The following is an 18,553-nucleotide window of genomic DNA, read 5'->3' as shown; positions in this document are numbered from 1 at the left end:
AATACTCCCGCGTCACCGTTTTCATAAGCGCGATCACAGCTTATAAAATACCCCCATCCACCATAAACCTTTACAATAAAAGTGAAGTGACTTTAACAACGTAAGCGTCAAATTCTTCCCACCTATACATATCAGAGCCAATCTATATATTGAAATCGAGGGTATTGATGTATTTTCGGAATTGATTAAAGAGATCGAACTGATATTCGCTTGTAAAATTTATAGCACTTTACGCTAACGGGACACGATAGTTCAACGAGCTCTCGCTACCCGATTTCGAAAACCGGATTCCTTTGTAGAGTAAAGAGTCCGGTTTTTTCATGTAATGAATTGCTTAGCGTACGATTTTTTCCGTTTCGTGAGGTGACCCCAATATACGACAAATGAAGGCAGCATGGTTTAATGATTCTTCCTCATTTAGGAAAAGATAATCCAAACAATTAGGCGGAAATGGGGAAGAACCGTGCGCCAACACATTATGATGGTACTCATGTCACTGGTAGTATTCGTCACCTGTCCCTTGAGCACATTTGCCGACGGAGCGCCGCAGACCACTCGACAGAATCAAGACTCTAGAGAACTTCAGCTTCAGGACATGCTGATGTTATTTTTAGGTCCAGCAATACACGATGCAGTCCAGAATTATTACCAACATGTTCTCAAGGAAACGCCGCTCGTATATCCGTATCAAAGCAGCATCGTACAAATTGAAAGAGTGAATGGATTTCGGGGGTTTATCTTCTCGATTACAGTCGAGGTTATACCTGTTGTGGGACCGCATATTGCCATCGGCAAGGACCGAATCACGTTTCAAATTTCTGCGGGACCGAAGGGGGAACTGAAAGAATTTCGCCATCTTCAAGACTTTGAACTGCCGCCGCATTGGCAGGATATTTTACGCAAGTAAACTTTAAGGGGGATAGTTCATGCAAATCAAGGCACTGCTTCTGTTAATGGCCATGGGCGCATTCGCCGCACCGCCGCTTGCAACCGCAGCCGAACAAAATGCGGCGAAATCCAAGGCGGTGGCCGCTCCCATTGAAGGGGAAAATCGGCCGGATTAGGCACATTTTCCGGCGATAATCCGTTAGGTTGAGGAGATAGAGTAAACCCAATATATACCATGTGGGTATGATATAATAACAAAATAGTCATGTACTTGATAAGTAGTAAGTTGTGAACGCTAAATCATGGTGTTAATCGGAGGTTATGTAATGTTAAACGGGGATGCCATTAGATGGGCAGTGGATTTTGTTCATAAACACTCTGACGGAGATTTGTTTCCTAAAACCCCTGAAATTAATGCAATATCAAGTCGAATCGAAGAGTTTGTAGGACTTATCGAGGGTAAAGATTTATCGCAATTTCCACCGGGAGCCTGTAGAAGATTTATAGTCCCCAAAGATGAGATTTCTTATCGGCAAGCTACACAATTAGACCCACAGGATAGTATTATACTTACTTCGATTATTTATCAATACGGGAAGGGTATAGAGGAAAGAAGACTAAATAATGACGTTGTATATAGTTACAGGTTTTCTCCTGATATAAATAACGGGTTGTACTCAACGCAGAATTCATGGAATGAATTTTGGACAAAAGCTTGGAAAAAAAGCCATGATTATCAATGTGTATTATATTGCGATATAGCAGACTTTTATAATCAAATTTACCATCATATCGTCGAGAATCAATTGATAGCTTCTGGTTTTCCGAATCAAGTAACAAAATGGATTATCAACTTATTAGAATCTACAACAGCAAATGTCTCAAGAGGTGTGCCTGTTGGTCCACATCCTATTCACTTGTTAGTGGAAGCAGCAATGATTCCTATTGACAATAGTATTAGTACACAAGGACTTTATTTTCTCAGGTATGCTGATGATATATTAGTATTTTGTAATTCAGAACAGTCTGCTAGAAATGCTCTAGCAAAAATGGCGACAATCTTAGATAAACAGCAGAGGCTTATGTTACAACGACACAAAACAAAAATAATTAGTGCAGATAATTTTAGGGTTCTTTGTAATAAGATGATCGAAGATAGACCAATTAACAATGAAGAGGACAAGATTCTGAAGTTAATTAAAAAATATTCTGGTGGTGATCCATATCGGACTGTAACTTATAGTGAAATTACAGAAAGTGATTGGGGATCTATAACAGAAGAAATAATAAGTAAAATTATTTATGAGTACATAGATCAAGATGAGATAGACTATATTCGGCTTAGATGGTTTTATAGAAGATTAGCCCAGATAGGTCATCCAGGTGCAATAGAAGTTTCGCTTAAGGAAATGTCAAAGTTAAGTCCATGTTTTGCAAATATTTGCATGTATCTCGCCTCCGTACAGTCGATTGACGAAGACCGTTGGAAGTATATCGGAAACAGATTATTAGAGCTAATAGATACCGAAGATGTAATAAATAATGAATTTTTCAGACTGTCATTATTAAGCCTGTTCACGAGAAATAAATTTATCAATCACTTTTCGGTGTTAGTAAATATGTACTCAGGAAGTGAACCCTTTGTCCGAAGAGAGATTTTATTAGCAGCACATCAAAATGCTGCTTTTGACTGGTTACGTGAACAAAAGGAGAATTATCAAGTTATGGATCCTTGGCAGAAAATGGCTTTTGTATATGGGGCTTCAGGGCTTCCTAGTGATGAAAAGAAGTTCTTTTTAAATAGATTAGCGCTACAAAGGCCTTTTGATGTAGTGCTTTCAAAGTGGTCGAAGAGTGTATAAATCAAGGTTGAATTTGAGACACAAAGTTAATATGTAATGGCGATTTTGGAAGCCTGCCGCGCAGTGACAGCTCCTCAGTACTATTTATACAGGATAATAAATGTGGAAGAGGTTACTATTCGCAGTGTTATTGTTATCCAAGACCCTTCCGGCAAGTATGAAGATGGTGATCGTAACCTGTTACCAAGTTCTTTTACAGTGACTTTTGTATAATAGTTGGATTTTAATTAAACGATCAGTTGCCGGGACAGATAAGTACGTTATCGTGTAACAATGTTTCTTAAACCCAAGGAAGCCTGCCGCGGCAGCTCCTTTAGCATTTTTCGCCGATAGACCCGTTAAGCTGAACCTTATCATAAGTGACGGCGAAATTTTTAGGTCAAGGGAGTGTGAAACAATTCTACATGATAACGAAATCTCTGAATCCGCGGGTATTGGAAGCTTTTCCTTGTTTAAGTGTGGTTACTCCTGAGGAATGGGCCGAAGCACAGCCGACAGTCCGGAAGTTCCCTGCAAAATCATGCATTTTTCAGCGGGAGGAGGCAGGTTCCTACGGCATGTTTCTGTTAAGCGGCACCGCTCGGATCAGCCGCATCGCAGAGGATGGCGGTGAATCCGTCATAAGCACGCTTACGGAAGGCGAGGTATGTGCCCTTCTCGTACTTAGCGGTCTCAGCGGCCGAGATTACCCAGGGACCATAATGGCTGAGTCGGAAGTAGAGGCACTGTTTGTTGCGAAAGAGAGTTTCCTTGGCTGGCTGCAGACGCATACAAGAATTCGAGGTGCCGTGTTCGGAGGTTTGCTGGATGGCTTGCTTCGTATAAGCGAGCAGTCGGATAGGCGTCGGTCGGAATCGTTGGATGCACGGCTGGCAAAAGCTCTGCTGCGAACATCTTCGGAACAAAAGCCGCTGCTGAACATGACACATCATGAGTTGGCTGTAGAGATCGGGTCCTCCCGTGAAGTCGTAAGCCGCGCGTTGCGGCGCTATCGACAACAGGGATGGATCGAGACAGGACGGGGTTGGATTCGCATTATCCGCCTAGAGGAATTGGAATCGCTATTAGGTGACTAGGTCACGGAAGCACTGAATACCTCATGGTAAGATTGAGTTATAACTCATCTACTTGATGTTTAGGAGGTATTTTTTTATGGTCCACCTACTTCAACCGGGCATGATAGCCCCGACGTTCACTGCCTCTGACATTCATGACACCCCCGTAACGTTGGAGGGTTATCGAGGTCGTAAAGTATTGCTCTCCTTTTTCCGTTTCTCTGCCTGTGCTGTGTGCAATTTACGAGTGCACCAGTTTATTGGCCGATACGCGCAGTGGAAGCGTGAAGGGATGGACATTATCGCGGTGTTTGAATCACCAATAGCCAACATGAAGATCTATGTAGGCGCACAAGACGCTCCATTCCCACTGGTTGCCGATCCAATGGCTGCCCTATATGATTTGTACGGTATCGAGACCTCCGAAGAGAAAGTGCAGGCAACGTTGGCAGACGCCCGCACAAAAGAGTTTATCATTGAGGCTGCCGCCGCTGGTTTCAAGCTTACCCCCGAGAAAGACTCAAATTTCCATCGAATCCCGGCTGAATTTTTAATCGACGAGAATGGAATCTTGCAGGTAGTTCATTACAGTCAACTTCTCACAGACCATCTGGAGCTCACAATGATCAACCGTTTTGCAGTGGGTCAATAAATGAAAAAGGCCAGGCCATCCCAACAAGGATGGCTTTAAATCTTGCCATTACAAACAGTGCGGAGAACCGTATCACAAATAGGGAGAAATTTTTGCTATTTAGGAGGAGCTTCGAACGGAACTCTCTAGCTCCTTATGGTACAGGATCTCGACCAAACGATTCGCTTGGATAGAGGCTAAATAGGCACTTGGTGAGAGGCCGCGGGATTTCTTGAAGGCTTTGGAGAAGGTGAGCACACTGTCATAGTCGATCTGTTCGGCAATTTCCTGTAAGGTGTAGCAATTTCTTAACAGTTTGGTGGCTTTGTTCATTCGGTATTCTCGCACATATTTTTTCAGTGTAATCCCTAACAGCCTTAGGAGAGTATACGAGAGGCATGGTCGTCAACTTGTCCGATTTCAACTGGCAGCAGAAAATGGACATTTGTAAGAGCTGAAAAGTAAGCGGTCATTAGGTGGGTCTCCTTCCATAGTCCTTACGCTGTCAACGGAGTCCTAGACGCGAGCGCGGAGGACTCATCCGGCTGCGGGTTTCCCAGGTTTGTTTCGTAAAACTTATCATCTTTCACGAACCCCGCTTTTAGCCACTGCTGAATCAGATTTAGCACTCTTCGGTCGCTGATCCGCTGTTCCCGATCTTCATTCTCCTCCAAAGAATATTAGCCATAATTAACAATAATGTGACCGAATCGTGATAGTGTGTCAATTTCTTTTTTGCTAAGATAAAAGCATAACGAGCTAAAGGGCCACCTTTTTTTGCTAACCCAAATTAAAGGAAACAAAGATTCGGGGACTAAATAATTGGATCTGTCTGAATAGGAGGTCATTTACATGAAAATGAAATCGGTTTCATAATAAGCGTGCTATAGACAAGTAAAAATGAAAAAGGAGAATCTATATGACAAATAGAACAATTATTCGGAAAAGGGCATGGATCGCCGTAATTGGTTTATTCATCGGGTTTGGTGTATGTTTATTGTTCATATCATCTACCACATTCGCTGCAAATACGACGTATTACGTAAACAATTTACCAGATTCAAATTGTAATAACGCTGGAGCAGGAACCTCCACCACAGAACCTTGGTGTGATTTTATTCCAGTAAACAACCATGGGGCCTTCGGGCCGGGAGATAAAATTTTACTGGCGCGGGGAGCAACCTGGAACCAGCAAATGACAATCACCGGTGAAGGGACATCGACGAATTTGATCGAGCTTGGAGCTTATGGCATCGGCAACCGCCCGATCGTTAAGCGGAATGGAGTCGAATCCGATCGGGTCATCAAGCTCACGAACCCCTCCTATTGGCTCATTCAAGATCTGGAGATCAGCCACGCCGGATCCGGGATTTATGTCTATTATACAACGATTGGGCATAATGGCTTGTACTTCAACAATATCTTCGTGCATGATATCACTGGAATTCACCAGAGCAGCCATGGCGGGATGTATGACTCGGGCCCCAGTGGTCCGGCGGATCGTATCTGGAACTCCGGTGGCATACAGATTACCGGAACTGTCACTTTAACTTCTCCCAGCCAATATGTATTGAGAACCTTAAGATTGGACAATATTGAAGGCACCCACAATCTGAACAGTATCTCTTTGGATTTCGATAATGGCGGGCAATGGGGTGTCACATTATCCGGAGGAGCTACCGCTTCAGCCAACATTCTTCAAGACGTGATCATTAATCACGCTTACCTTCATGACGATAACAATAGCGCTAACGGTTGTGACGAAGGCATGCGCTTCAATAATGTTAACAGCGGTATAGTCATGAATTCCATCTTTGATAACGAGGGTTCTTGTTATTCCTATAGCGGAACTGCAGCGATCATCTTAATGTCCATGCAGAACTCGGTTTTCGTCAATAATATAATAACCAATACGCCCAACACAGGCTCCTATGATATGGTAGGGGTTGATTTTGAGTACAAGGAGAATGAGGTTAGTTTCCGCAACAATTATTTTGGCGGCAATGCAGGAAATGGACTGTCTTTTTTATCCATATGGGGTGATTACAGCAATAACCACGAAGTGGTGGGAAATGTATTTGTGGATAATGGTTACGGGTCTATACGCCGTGCCGGAAACTCAGACCCTATACCGCCAAATGGAATCATTCGTGATAATATATACAGCGAATCCCGACCGTTCTTGCACGAGGACGGGGCCGATTTCAGCGGTTTTTCCCTGATCAACAACCGCAATGTTCCTTTAGCTGCTGACATCTACCACGCGGCTAGCCAATTCAGCGACATCCAGGGACAAGATAGCTGGTCATATCAATCCTATGATGGCACGTCATGGTCCAATTTAGCTTATTACGACTCTGCATCCCGCGCTTGGCAGCCTTCCGCCAGCGTCAATATACCGCGGATCTCCATCTTTGAGCAATATCCCGCCAATTGTGCCGAGTGTAAAGTGGCTCGTGCATGGACGGCGCCGAAATCTGGAATCGTTCGTATTCGCGGACAGGTATTGAAAAGTGATCTTGAGGGTGGCGATGGCGTTACGGCCCGGATCACCAAGAACGGAACACAAATTTGGCCTTCGAACGGCGATCAAACGATTGACTACAATGACCGGTATGGTGTGGAACAAGTCTTGGATGGTATATTAGTAACCGCAGGTGATGTGATTCGTTTCGAAGTGTCTAGCAGAGGAGACGGTAATAATGAGTCTGACTTGACGAGTTGGGTTCCAACAGTTGCCTATACGAATTCTGCCGCTGCCTTTAATTCACTGGATAACAATGTTTCCGGTAATTGGATCAATCAATTCGGAAGAGACGGGTATCAATTGGAGGTTGGGAATGGCTTCGGTGCCGCAAAAGCGCCGAAAGGCGATCAAACCGCGTTCATTCAAGCCGGTGGTTCGATCCAGCAGTCATTATTATTATCAGCCGGAAATTACACAGTCAGCTTCCAGGCAGCCAAGCGGAACCTTGGGGGTAATCAGTCCCTCGCCGTATATTATGATACAACCCTGATTGGTAGTTTTACGTCAACCTCCAGTGACTTCACTTCCTTTACAACAAGCAACTTTACGGCGACAGCAGGTACCCATACGATCAAGTTTGTTGGAACAACCGGAGATGACACAGTCTTCATTGATGACATAAAAGTTTCCCAAGAGATACCAAACGGTGGTTTTGAAACACCAATCACGGCTAACTTTACTACTGGTCCAATGACAAATGGATGGATCTTTGAAGTTGGAAGCGGAATACAAACCAACGGCAGTGATTACGGAGCAGCAAAAGCGCCAGAGGGTAACCAAACTGCATTCATTCAATCAAGTAGCTCCATCAGCCAATCCTTGTTTTTGCCTGACGGAAGTTATTCGGTTAGTTTCTATGCGGCCAAACGGACAACATATGGAGGTACTCAGTCATTTGATGTGTACTATGATACAACCAAAATTGGCTCCTTTACGCCAACATCCGGAAATTTCACTGCTTTTACAACAAACAGTTTTACAGCGGCGGCAGGTACCCATACAATCAAGTTTGTGGGAACAACTCACGAAGATAACACAGCCTTTGTAGATGCTGTCAGAATTATTTCGAACGGAGAGATGCTGGAAAATACCAGTTTCGAAATGCCAGATACGACTTCTGTAACCCATGGTCCGATGACATATGGATGGACTTTTGACAGTGGATCCGGTGTACAAACGAACGATGCAATTGAGCTTCCCCCTTATGTGAATCTCTCTCTAAGCGGGTTGACGGGGCGTACTGTCTGGCAAGCCGAATCAACCGACCCGCGGGCGCTTGTTCAAGCATTGGGTGTTAAACGCACAGCTGCTGAAGTATACGCAAATGCGGGAAACATTTTGACTTATGATCTCGATTTCACTGATTCCTTCCTTCATCCAATTGCGATCTATATGGTGGATTGGAACCATGACGGATTAAAGCAGAATATATGGGTAGAGGACGAGGCCGGGAACCTTCTGACCGATACGAAAGAAATATCCGATTTCGGAGGCGGGAAGTATTATGTATTCGAGGCTGCAGGACATGTAAAAGTGAGAATTGCCGCTACAGCAGGTGAACGCGCAGTCAGCAGCGGTATTTTCTTCGGACTTGACAGGGCGTCGAGTATGATCACTGTGAATAGGACCTATACAGAGCCAACGATTGACGGTGTTATCCACGATAACGAGTGGAATACAGCCGACGTGATTGAAATGAATTATGACAAGCAAGTAACCAATGGTGTCGGAACCTTTATCGGGGGCACAAGCACCGATTTGAACGGGAAGCTGCAGTTATTGTGGGATACGAACGGTCTATACGTGGCAGGCACCGTCAAGGATGATGACTATTATAATCCTTATCATATTGGCGATCCGCTCCATAACAATGATGTCATCCAGCTTTTATTCGATCCGATGAACGAGAGATCAGCAGGTATCGAAGATGCCTATATTATAGATTTGGTTCCCACAACGGGAAGCGATCATACAGGTCCAGCCGCCTGGTTTGAGCACTGGCAATGGAATAATGCGGATCCCCTCGCAGGTGTGAATGTGGCAGGAGCGCTTACAAGTGAAGGCTATACATTGGAAGCATTCATTCCATGGAGCGTACTGAGGAAGAATGGCGAGTCGTTTCAACCAGACAATGGCAGTGTAATGGGGCTTGGACTTATGATTGTCGATTTTAAAGAAAATGGCCAATTAAGAGGGATTTTAACAAACTTTGGTAAACGAAAGAACACGATCGAGAACGCATCCACATACCTCTCTGCCATACTTGTAGACAACGATCGTTCTGCACCTGTTACAACAGATGACGCTCCTGCAGATTGGGTAAACAAAGACGTTACGGTTACGCTGAGTGCAAGTGACAACAGCTCAGGTGTCTTCGCAACCTACTATACGGTAGATAATGGCGCGATGCGGCAAGGTTCCGCCGTCACCATTACTTCGGAGGGAACGCATACGATATCTTACTGGAGTGTTGATAGAGCCGGGAATGCCGAGACTCCCCATACGGTAATCGTAAAGATAGACAAGACAGCTCCTTCCCTTAACGTCACATTGGATAAAACACAATTATGGCCGCCCAATAACAAAATGATCCCTATTCAAGCTATTGTAACCAGCGACGATCTGCAATCCGGCATCGAATCCATCACCCTTACATCCATTACAAGTAATAATGGAGGCGATGCGGAAGATATCGAAGGCATGGAGTTGGGCACTCCAGATTACAACTTCAAGCTGCGGGCTACAAAATCCAAAGGAGAAGAACGCATATATACGATTACGTATACCGCAATGGATAAAGCGGGCAATCAGACGAATGCAAGTGTTCAAGTAAAGGCTCCTCATAATATGTAGAAACTGTAAATTAAGCCGTTTATCAATAAGAAGCTAGGGCCAGATGGAAGAGCTATTGATGAGAATACCTTGTCTTCGCTGCGTAACCTCTTTAAAGCGCTGCTGCAGCCTTTGAACGAACGGAACGATAATTGTATGATATACAATCAGGCCGTCGATTACTTCGACGGCCTTCTGTGCATGTTATGGAGGCTTGATCATAGCCCTCGAGAAGGCGAGGTAAAGAAAGTCATTCTTTACTTGAAGGAATCGGTTGTGCTCCCAAAAGAATGAAAAGCTTTTTTTCACTTTGGAGAAAAAGTCCGATGAATATCGCGTTGAAGAGTTGGTGGAATTAGGCCAAGGTATCGGACGATTTGCAGGATATTTCCGGGGTTTATACAGTATTTTGTTTACGCTTAAGAGATAAGTCGTATTTCGTGAAAAGGTATAATGTGGCTGTTACGTGCCGCGGCGCTTGTTCGTTTTATTAAGCCTAAGGACAGTATAACGTGATCAAAAGATTGACATGGGAACGCATATTCTCTACTTTAGAGATAACATTACTCGAAAAATGGAAGGTGATCTCGCGATGTATGAAGGTAAATCGATTGACGGTCTATATCTAAAACCAGAGATTAACAGTAGTAAGGTAATATATGAGTACGAGTTTCCTTCAATAAAAGTGGGTGTCGCTGAATACAACGAGGGTCCAACTGGTTGTACGGTACTTTACTTTCCTAAAACAGTTAGAGCGGCAGTTGATGTAAGAGGAGGTTCTCCTTCAACATTCACCACCGACAATCATAATTTTTCATCTGGGGAAAGAATTCTTGACGCAATCTGCTTAACTGGTGGTTCAGTTCATGGTTTAGAAGCAGTGACGGGAGTAACTTCAGAGCTGCTTGCATTAAGTGGCTACTCAACACATTCAATGCCGAGAGTGGCTGCAGCTACTATCTATGACTTTGTTGGTAGAGATAATGCCATCTACCCCGATAAACGACTCGGTAGAGCTGCCTTTCTGAGCGCACAAATAAATCAATTTCCTTTAGGGGCAGTTGGTGCAGGACGTTCTGCTAAAGTTGGAAAAGGATATAATCATTGGGAGACAGGAGGGCAAGGCGCTGCTTATCGACAAGTTGGACCCACAAAAATTATCGTATTTACAGTCGTCAATCCGATGGGGGCAATCGTAGGTAGAGACGGTTCAATTGTTAGAGGGTATTATGATAATCAAACCCATACACGCTATATGAACCTAGAACATCTTATGGACGATTCGGTTAAGAATCTTGGAAATACAACTTTGACTGTAGTTGTAACTAATCAGAAGCTGCCTGCCGCTGCCCTGCGTCAGTTGTCTAAACAAATACATACATCGATGGCAAGGGCTATATATCCATTTCACACTATAGATGATGGTGATGTCTTATTTATGGCTTCAACTAATGAAGTTGATAATCCCGAACTTAATGCTGGTCATATCGGTCTATTAGCATCAGAACTGGCTTGGGATGCAGTATTACGTAGTTTTGAAGGTTAGTCGTGAATCATTAAAGATTTAGAATAGCATATACCTTAGCCCTTGGACGGGTTAAAAGATTGGCTGTTAAGCGCCGCGGCTCCTGTTCGTATTATTAAGCTGACGGGGCTATCGGGGCAGATTAATTTAGACTTCTTAATCTTATAGTTGAGGAATATAGCGTGGATAGGACATAAATATTTCCATTATTAATCCAATGATGATACGATTCCTACAAAAACACTCGAAGGGTTGATGTTATGAGGTCTTCGTGTTCCGCTGGAGGGTTGGTTGTTAAAGATGACAGTGTACTCCTAGTGAAAATTACATATGGGGCAAATAAAGACCATTGGATGTTGCCAGGCGGTCTAGTTGAAGAGGGGGAAACCTTTCAGGAAGCAGCTGTAAGAGAAGTAAAGGAAGAAACCGGATTAACAACAAAGCCAAAAAGGCTGATAGGAGTTCGCGATGGAATAAGACATCATCAGGATGGAGTAGAACACGGGATTTATTTTGTATTTGAAATGGATATAACTTCAGGTGAGCTTGATGCTGACGGATCAGAAGTCTCAGATGTTCAATTTATACCTATTGATAAAGCGTTGCTCGATACTAAGGTTATTGGATTAACCAAAGAAATGTTGCGTTTATTTAGAACAGGTTCAAACCGAGCAGGTTTATTTTTATTGGAGAAGTCGATTCAGACCAATAATCAGTGGAGCAATTATGAAGTATTCCGGTTAGCTAACGCTTTAAGCTAACGGAACACAATACTTAAATCACCTATATCCAGGCCGCCGAGTATTTCGACGGCCTTCTGTGCATGGTATGAAAGCTTAGTCATAGCCTTGGAAAGGGTATAAAAGATTGGCAACTATACGCCGCGGCGGATTTTTCGCCGATAGACCCGTTAAGCTGAACCGTATCACAAATAGTGGTAAAGCGAAGGGTTGAAGTTGCGGTTGATTTGAAAGACTGTATTTCGAGTAGATGAAAAGAAGTAAAGACCGGACTAAAGCTGAATGCTTTCTTCCGGTCTTTTGCATGCCCAATCCACTATTCTTTAGGGCTAAAACAGCTACCGCCCTTCGGTTGGTGCACCGCTCGTTCAGGTCGGAACATAGGCAGTTCCTCCCTTTACTCGGGTCTATTCAATATAATCATGCAGACGTAATATTCTAAGGTAATCGAGGGTCAACCAACCTTGCCAATCCACTTTAGCAATTTGCCATGTATCTTCAAATTGCCCCCATGCCCAAGTAGGATTCCAGCAGCCTTCTTCTGTTTGTTTTGCAATAAGGTAGACAAGATTTGCAGGTAAGACTTTTTCAAACATCTTGTAATACGGAGAATTAGGAGATTGAACAACTTGTATTGGTTGTAGGCAATACTTTTGCCACGACTCCGATTGAACAGTGACACATTTTTCAACCATCATGGCTAATTTTTCAGACAGATGTTCCGTCAAGCTTGATGGCAACCGTTCCGACATCCTCAAGAAACACAGCAACTCATGAAATTCTGGCTCTTGAAGTGTATCTATATAATTCAATATGTACTGTGTGAGTGCATCTAACAAGTCCGGCGACACAAGTCTCTTATATTCATGGAGGTATCCCAAAATCTCCGCATTAGGGTTACCCGTAAATGGACGAGATGCTTTATAATTCCACCAAGGTGCTCTTGGAGTAGTTTCAACTTCTTTGGGAACTATTTCCCAGTAATAAGAATCTGCTCTTTTGACCGAATTAACCAAATAAGAAACAGCCATGGCAAACCGTTTCCTTGCTCGATACTCTGACAGTCCGGTTAACGGGCGAAGGCCGGCTACATTCGCGGCATTGATCGTTGCCATCCACTAATCATCCTTCCCTATTCAATTTTAACAAAGCGGAGAGCCGATTATGGTCTCCCCGCCTTGTACTTCCTTACTCGCCGACAATTTCCGTCAAATCGTTTCAGTTTTCAATCTTTGTCAGGACACTTACCGTACCGCTATTTGCCGATAAATTCATATTTTTGTCAAACGCTCTTACTGTATACTTGTAAGTTGTTCCCATGTTCAGATTGATATCCGTGAATGAGTTTGTGTCAACCCTTCCGATCAGAATGGAGTTGCGATATATCTCGTATCCAGCAACACCCACATTATCTGTCGACGCAGACCAGCTCAAACTAATTTCGCTGCCCGAAACGGCAACACCGCTCAAATTCAATGGAACTGTCGGTGCAACTGTATCCGGCTCTGTGATAACTTCCCAAAGCATGACAGGACCAACGATACCGCCTGAGCCCAGTTCATCAAGAACCTTATTGCCTACATCGACAACGATCACATTAGGCTGGTCAAATTTAACCGCTTGGGTAGCGTCAAATTCCCAAGGGATAGCAAATGAACCCTTCTTTAATAATGGAAGCTCTGTGCCGTTCATCCAAACTCTGGCCGACTCGTCAATACTGCTGAACCAAAGCCGAATCGGGTTCCCTCTGTTAAATTTCTTGCTGACATCGACTGTCGTTCGATACCATGCATGGCCCATGTAATAACGCAACCCCTGATCAGACCACGATTCGGAATAAGTTTTCAGCTTCATCCAAGATTCGGTTCCAAGCTCCGGCTTCCAAAGTCCCATTTCGGCTCCCGACGAGTTGGGAAAGAGCATGACGCTCCATTCGTCAGGCATTTTGGCGACAATTTGGTTGCCATCCGTTACACGGTTATATCCTTCCACGATTCTAGTGCCCCAGAAACGTTTGATGTAGTATTGAGCAAAAGGGTTTAAGATTACCGGAGAATGGGAGATCGCTTCTAATGACAATTCATTGACCCGGTCCAAATGCTCCTTCGCTTTGACGAAGTCGTGTTTGTTGTTCGCCTCGAGCATATTAAGGAAATGATCGCCAAAATCGAAAGCTGTTCTGATCATAGCTACTCGCTGCGAATATACGGAATCCACTAGGGGTCCTTTTGTACGAGTCTCCGCTTTCTTTAGGGATTTCTCCAGTTCGCGCATAACCTTATCGGTTAATATATGCGGAGTGTCTATTGCGCTGCCTGCAAAATAGTCGGCTTCATCATAAGCTTTCTCCAACAAGGTAAAATGCTTGCGCATATCCTCGGCCGCAGGGCCGTAAAACTTCTCAAAATAATCAGCCAGAACCGCTTCGGCGTCGAGCGTCGGATCCCACATCATTTTTGCGGCCAGATATAACCCAGGTCCGTGGTAACCCCAGGCAGGCGCGGTTTCAACCCGAATCCGCTCGATGCCTTTTTGTTTGAAGTAGGCAAATTCCGATTTAATCTGGGATGTAATGGAGAAGGGGAGACCAGGCTCGGCCAGATTATACAAATATCCCCGATACATGATTTCATTTACGCCTAATGCTTCCCAGCCTTCGATAATATCTTTTAAGTACTGTCTTTCCCAAGTCAGCGGATTATCGATACTATGAATGCGATCAAATGCGATCGGGGCAAGAATAGGCATGAGCTTAGGATCAGGTATCTCTCGTACCGGCGGCCGATAATCCAAGCTGTAAGCATAGAACGCGATGCCTACATCCGGAAATTCCTTATTCACCTCGGCAAGCACCATATTATAAAACTTGACATAACGGTCAGTAACCGATATTTTCCCGTTCATCGGGTCAAAATCGTCTGCATCCCACTCGGTTTCTCCGAATCCGTGACCGTCATTAGGCCCCATACTAATATATTTCAACGTCGGATTTTCTCTTAGCTGCTTCAGTGAACCTTCCACCACGCAAGCCAGAACCTCGGGATTGGTTACATCGAATTGAATGGTAGTGACTCCTTTTTCTTTCATGTACAAATCCGGTCTATCCGTATTTTTGTATGTGCATGGTAATCCATGCTTACCGAAGTTATCTCCCCCTTGCCGCGTATACCGATACCAATCTGCGCCTTCCGTCGGATTATAGACTAACGGAATTGTGGCATGACGCGGATAGTTGTCCGTAACGGCGAGAATACGTGTTACATAACCGGGATGTTGGATAGTGTCTTGAAGCCGGAGCTTTACGCTATTTAACGCCGGTACGACCGTACCGAGCTCTCCGGGCATGAACCATCTCACGCCAAGTTGTTCAAGCAGCTCGTAGACGGCGTAAAGCGTTCCTTGATCCGTCAATCCGACGAATTGGGCGGATTCTTCCGTGACATGCAGACGGAACGACTCCGGCTGCTCTCCGCCTGCGCTGATCCGATCAAGCTCGGGATTGGGAGCTGCCGATCCTATGAACAGCTTCTTGCCATCTACTCCATATACTTCGTCAGTAACGCTAAGCTCTAACCCCGACATCTTCAAAATATAAGTCTGTAACTCCTCAGCCGCTTGTTTCTCCAAATTCGTAGCGGAGGCGCTAATCACAATCGTGGTTTGGTTGTCAAGGAGCAGGTAGGGGCCGCTTTGTGTCTCGGGTGAGCTTGGCTGAGCCTTTCCATTTAGCGGGAGCGTCTCGCCAGCAGCAGCAGCATGAAATGAGAAAGCAATACTTAACATCAATAAAATAAGTAATGACTGTTTGAATTTCGATATGGGTTTCATCTAGTTCCTCCTCGTAACTTTTCTTCAGGCCAATTACAAATTCCATCTTGGTGTCAGTAGCATTTCCTTTTAATTCAAACTAGCTTTATCCTGATCTGCTCCTTTCAAATATGTATTATTTGGACAATATCCGGTATCGGGAGATCAAGCTCAATACGGATATTGTTGCAAATCGACAGCGGGTAAAATAAAGAGGCGTTCTTTCAAAAGTTCTTTGAGCGCCGTTAGAATCTGTGGGGTCAGCAGATCCGGCTCATGACCGCTATGTTGAAATTACTCTTATCGTTATTTCCCATTCGCAGAACTGTCATTTCAGAGTATTTCAGCAAGCTTTACAGCGATAAAATCAGCCTGCAATTTCCTTATCGAATCATTGAAATGCACATGGTCGCAATACAAGTTGCCCCCTAACGACGCAGTATAGCCGTTCAAATCAATAATCGCTACATCATTTTCCCTCATTATTTTCTCTGCTGCATGGTTATAGGCAATAACATCTGCATGATAACGGGTTATTCCACCGTTTTCTTTAAGGAAGGAGAAATGGATTTCATCGTCTACCGGCGTGGTGTTTATAAAAATCGGCATCACCCGATGAGCACGCGCCAGTTTGAGTATTTCTCTCAAATTAGCTTCATAGGCAGAAAGCTCAACTTGTATCTCCATGGTTTCATATATGCACTTAATGTCATGTAGTCCGCTGTTAAACAACAAAACATCATAATTGAGCCTTTCTTCATCCTCCTGGGCTTTAAGAAAACCCAGCACCCTGGCGCTATCCCCGCCGTTACCGCCAATCGGCATATTGATATTCTGCAAGGCTTCTTCTATACCCTCGCGTGGAACGAGCTCATAGCATTCCTTAATTAACGCTGATAAATAATCACCGTAGTGTACGCTTATGCTGTCGCCAATTAAAAAAATCTTTTTCATGTTTATAGACATTCCTTTCGCTTCGAGCACGATGGAGGGTAGAGAAATCTAACGGAGCTACTTTCCCGAAATAGATACAAATAGCACCGTTAGAATCTGTGGGGTCAGTACATGCGGCTCATGACCGCTATGGTGAAACGACTCCTATCGTTACTTCCCATTCGCAGCATACAGCTCATTCATTTCTTTAATCAAGTCTTCGCCGCCGCTCTTCAGCCACAGCTCGTTCGCCGCCTTCAAGCCCGCTTCGTCAATTTGACCGACAATGAATTTGGTTCTGGCGTCATTCGCAATATTATCCAATTGCGCGCCTTTCTGCGTATACACGGTCGATACGAGAGGGGAAGTCGGATCTGGAACGACGAACGCTTCGTTATCCTTCTGTACCTTGAGCACTTTCGTCAGCAGCGGCGTTTCCACAGCCGGAAGCGCCTTATTTTCCGGAATGTTTGTTGCCACTTGGGACAAATCAACCTTTTCCACAAGCAGCGCTTTGTCCGTCGTCGCCTCAATCCCATTCGCCGTTTTCGTATAGTGTCTGCCTTCAATTCCGTTGTACAGCAAGTTTTGGATATCGGCATCGCTCAGCTTATCCAGGAACGTCAATACGCGTTTCAGTTCCGCTTCCGTTTTTACTGTGGATTTGGAAATGTGGACCATACCCGCATAGCCCGTTGTCGGCAAGTTTCGGACTCCCTTAGGTCCGGCAACATCGCCGAAAATATCGAGGTATTGCCGCTCTGGCTTGTTCAGCTTCTTCATCGCTTCCGCAACCCGGTTCTCAAAAGGCACGACACCGTCCGCCTCGCCAAGTACAACACCAGCCTGATTGCTGGCAAGCGGTTCTACCCATTTCGCCGAATCCATGACGGCAAAATCCTGATTGATCAGCTTCTCGTCATACAGCTTTTTGAAAAAGCGAAGCGCATCCATATATTCGGACGTAAAATGAACCGGCGTCAGCTTGCCATTCGCATCCATTCCCCATTTATTCGGAGCCCCAAACCAGGTTTGCATCATCTCCCACGGGAGATTGTATTTGGTAATGACCATGCCGTACGTATCCGCCTTGCCGTTCTTATCCGGGTCTTGGGCGGCAAATGCTTTAAGCACATTGTAAAAGTCATCAATCGTTTTGGGCGACTGCAAGCCGACATTTTCGAGCCAGTCTTGGCGAATCATCATCCCGTTTCTGCCGAGCGGACGAGTACGATAAAGACCATATATCTTACCGTCGACGGAAGAGTTATCCAAAGTGATCGGGTTCGCTTTGCTTAAGTTCGGATAGTCCTTCAAGTATGGTCCAAGCTCCCAGAAAGCTCCCGATCTGGCTGCATTCACGAAGCTGGCCGTCTTGCTCTGCACGACCATGATCGCGGGCATTTTGCCGGACGCCAACGTAATGTTGTACTTGTCCCCATAGGACGAATTGGGTGCCCATTCAAAATGGAGTTTGGTGTTTGTCGCCTTTTCGAGCGCTTGAATGACCGGACTGTCCTCCTTCGGGCTCTCGGTTCCAAAGGAAGGAAGCATAATATCGAGATTGAGCGGCGGCTGCGTAGTTGGCGATGCGCTATTCGCGGCAGGTGACGTACTGTTCCCGGCCGGCTCCTTGCTATTCCCCCCGTTTGAGCATCCAATCATTCCTGTGAGCCCTACTGCTGAAACAAGCGCCAGGGCAATCCCCCGTTGTAGCGATTTCTTGTTTGTCGCCATCTTTGATTCATTCCTC

Annotated in this window: 12 protein-coding genes and 1 pseudogene; 8 read left to right on the top strand and 5 right to left on the bottom strand. The window is 44.7% G+C overall.

Translation table 11 applies throughout. The annotated features are described in order from the left end of the window. Positions 1–463: 463 nt before the first annotated feature. From ACFQ0N_RS29690 to ACFQ0N_RS29670, 5 genes are all read left to right on the top strand, one after another. Positions 464–907, top strand: a complete 444-nt coding sequence (locus ACFQ0N_RS29690) for a DUF3888 domain-containing protein (protein WP_379333297.1) — start codon at positions 464–466, stop codon at positions 905–907. 19 nt (positions 908–926) lie between these two features. Continuing rightward, the gene (locus tag ACFQ0N_RS29685; RefSeq protein WP_379333295.1) at positions 927–1,064 is read left to right on the top strand and encodes a hypothetical protein; all 138 of its coding nucleotides are present in this window, start codon (positions 927–929) and stop codon (positions 1,062–1,064) included. 150 nt (positions 1,065–1,214) lie between these two features. Then, positions 1,215–2,750: an RNA-directed DNA polymerase gene (locus ACFQ0N_RS29680; RefSeq protein WP_379333293.1), complete on the top strand. Its 1,536-nt coding sequence runs from the start codon at positions 1,215–1,217 to the stop codon at positions 2,748–2,750. 404 nt (positions 2,751–3,154) lie between these two features. Then, positions 3,155–3,826, top strand: a complete 672-nt coding sequence (locus tag ACFQ0N_RS29675) for a Crp/Fnr family transcriptional regulator (protein WP_379333291.1) — start codon at positions 3,155–3,157, stop codon at positions 3,824–3,826. Positions 3,827–3,902: 76 nt separating this feature from the next. Continuing rightward, the gene (locus tag ACFQ0N_RS29670; protein ID WP_379333289.1) at positions 3,903–4,457 is read left to right on the top strand and encodes a redoxin domain-containing protein; all 555 of its coding nucleotides are present in this window, start codon (positions 3,903–3,905) and stop codon (positions 4,455–4,457) included. A gap of 99 nt (positions 4,458–4,556) precedes the next feature. On the opposite strand, the pseudogene ACFQ0N_RS29665 reads toward ACFQ0N_RS29670, so the two are convergent. Then, positions 4,557–4,820 (bottom strand): annotated as a pseudogene (locus ACFQ0N_RS29665) (helix-turn-helix domain-containing protein); the annotation flags it as partial. A 535-nt stretch (positions 4,821–5,355) separates the two neighbouring features. On the opposite strand from ACFQ0N_RS29665, the gene ACFQ0N_RS29660 reads away from it, so the two are divergent. The 3 genes from ACFQ0N_RS29660 (at position 5,356) to ACFQ0N_RS29650 (ending at position 12,081) form a co-directional block, all read left to right on the top strand. Continuing rightward, complete coding sequence (locus tag ACFQ0N_RS29660) at positions 5,356–9,816, top strand: OmpL47-type beta-barrel domain-containing protein (RefSeq protein ID WP_379333287.1); 4,461 nt, start codon at positions 5,356–5,358, stop codon at positions 9,814–9,816. A 571-nt stretch (positions 9,817–10,387) separates the two neighbouring features. Then, positions 10,388–11,341, top strand: coding sequence for a P1 family peptidase (locus ACFQ0N_RS29655; RefSeq protein ID WP_379333285.1), 954 nt, complete (start codon positions 10,388–10,390; stop codon positions 11,339–11,341). Between the two features lie 266 nt (positions 11,342–11,607). Continuing rightward, positions 11,608–12,081 carry an NUDIX domain-containing protein gene (locus ACFQ0N_RS29650; protein ID WP_379333283.1) on the top strand — a complete coding sequence of 158 codons (474 nt, stop codon included), beginning with the start codon at positions 11,608–11,610 and terminating at the stop codon, positions 12,079–12,081. Between the two features lie 386 nt (positions 12,082–12,467). Here ACFQ0N_RS29650 and ACFQ0N_RS29645 read toward each other — a convergent pair whose 3' ends face one another. From ACFQ0N_RS29645 to ACFQ0N_RS29630, 4 genes are all read right to left on the bottom strand, one after another. Continuing rightward, a complete protein-coding gene (locus tag ACFQ0N_RS29645) occupies positions 12,468–13,175 on the bottom strand; it encodes a hypothetical protein (protein ID WP_379333281.1) in 708 nt (235 codons plus the stop codon). 103 nt (positions 13,176–13,278) lie between these two features. Beyond that, complete coding sequence (locus ACFQ0N_RS29640) at positions 13,279–15,888, bottom strand: DUF4838 domain-containing protein (protein WP_379333279.1); 2,610 nt, start codon at positions 15,886–15,888, stop codon at positions 13,279–13,281. A gap of 312 nt (positions 15,889–16,200) precedes the next feature. Continuing rightward, positions 16,201–16,821, bottom strand: a complete 621-nt coding sequence (locus ACFQ0N_RS29635) for an SGNH/GDSL hydrolase family protein (protein ID WP_379333277.1) — start codon at positions 16,819–16,821, stop codon at positions 16,201–16,203. 150 nt (positions 16,822–16,971) lie between these two features. Beyond that, positions 16,972–18,537, bottom strand: coding sequence for an extracellular solute-binding protein (locus tag ACFQ0N_RS29630; RefSeq protein ID WP_379333274.1), 1,566 nt, complete (start codon positions 18,535–18,537; stop codon positions 16,972–16,974). Between the last annotated feature and the right edge of the window lie 16 nt (positions 18,538–18,553).

The sequence above is a fragment of the Paenibacillus sp. GCM10027626 genome (assembly GCF_042676285.1).
GTDB lineage: Bacteria > Bacillota > Bacilli > Paenibacillales > Paenibacillaceae > Paenibacillus_Z.
Note: the sequence above shows the minus strand (reverse complement) of the source record. Positions and strands in the feature narration are given on the sequence as shown.

Excerpts from the sequence above, each read along its gene's own strand:
- ACFQ0N_RS29685 (WP_379333295.1), top strand. The coding sequence starts at position 927 with ATGCAAATCAAGGCACTGCTTCTGTTAATGGCCATGGGCGCATTCGCC.
- ACFQ0N_RS29680 (WP_379333293.1), top strand. The coding sequence starts at position 1,215 with ATGTTAAACGGGGATGCCATTAGATGGGCAGTGGATTTTGTTCATAAA.
- ACFQ0N_RS29675 (WP_379333291.1), top strand. The coding sequence starts at position 3,155 with ATGATAACGAAATCTCTGAATCCGCGGGTATTGGAAGCTTTTCCTTGT.
- ACFQ0N_RS29670 (WP_379333289.1), top strand. The coding sequence starts at position 3,903 with ATGGTCCACCTACTTCAACCGGGCATGATAGCCCCGACGTTCACTGCC.
- ACFQ0N_RS29660 (WP_379333287.1), top strand. The coding sequence starts at position 5,356 with ATGACAAATAGAACAATTATTCGGAAAAGGGCATGGATCGCCGTAATT.
- ACFQ0N_RS29655 (WP_379333285.1), top strand. The coding sequence starts at position 10,388 with ATGTATGAAGGTAAATCGATTGACGGTCTATATCTAAAACCAGAGATT.
- ACFQ0N_RS29645 (WP_379333281.1), bottom strand. The coding sequence starts at position 13,175 with ATGGCAACGATCAATGCCGCGAATGTAGCCGGCCTTCGCCCGTTAACC.
- ACFQ0N_RS29640 (WP_379333279.1), bottom strand. The coding sequence starts at position 15,888 with ATGAAACCCATATCGAAATTCAAACAGTCATTACTTATTTTATTGATG.
- ACFQ0N_RS29635 (WP_379333277.1), bottom strand. The coding sequence starts at position 16,821 with ATGAAAAAGATTTTTTTAATTGGCGACAGCATAAGCGTACACTACGGT.
- ACFQ0N_RS29630 (WP_379333274.1), bottom strand. The coding sequence starts at position 18,537 with ATGGCGACAAACAAGAAATCGCTACAACGGGGGATTGCCCTGGCGCTT.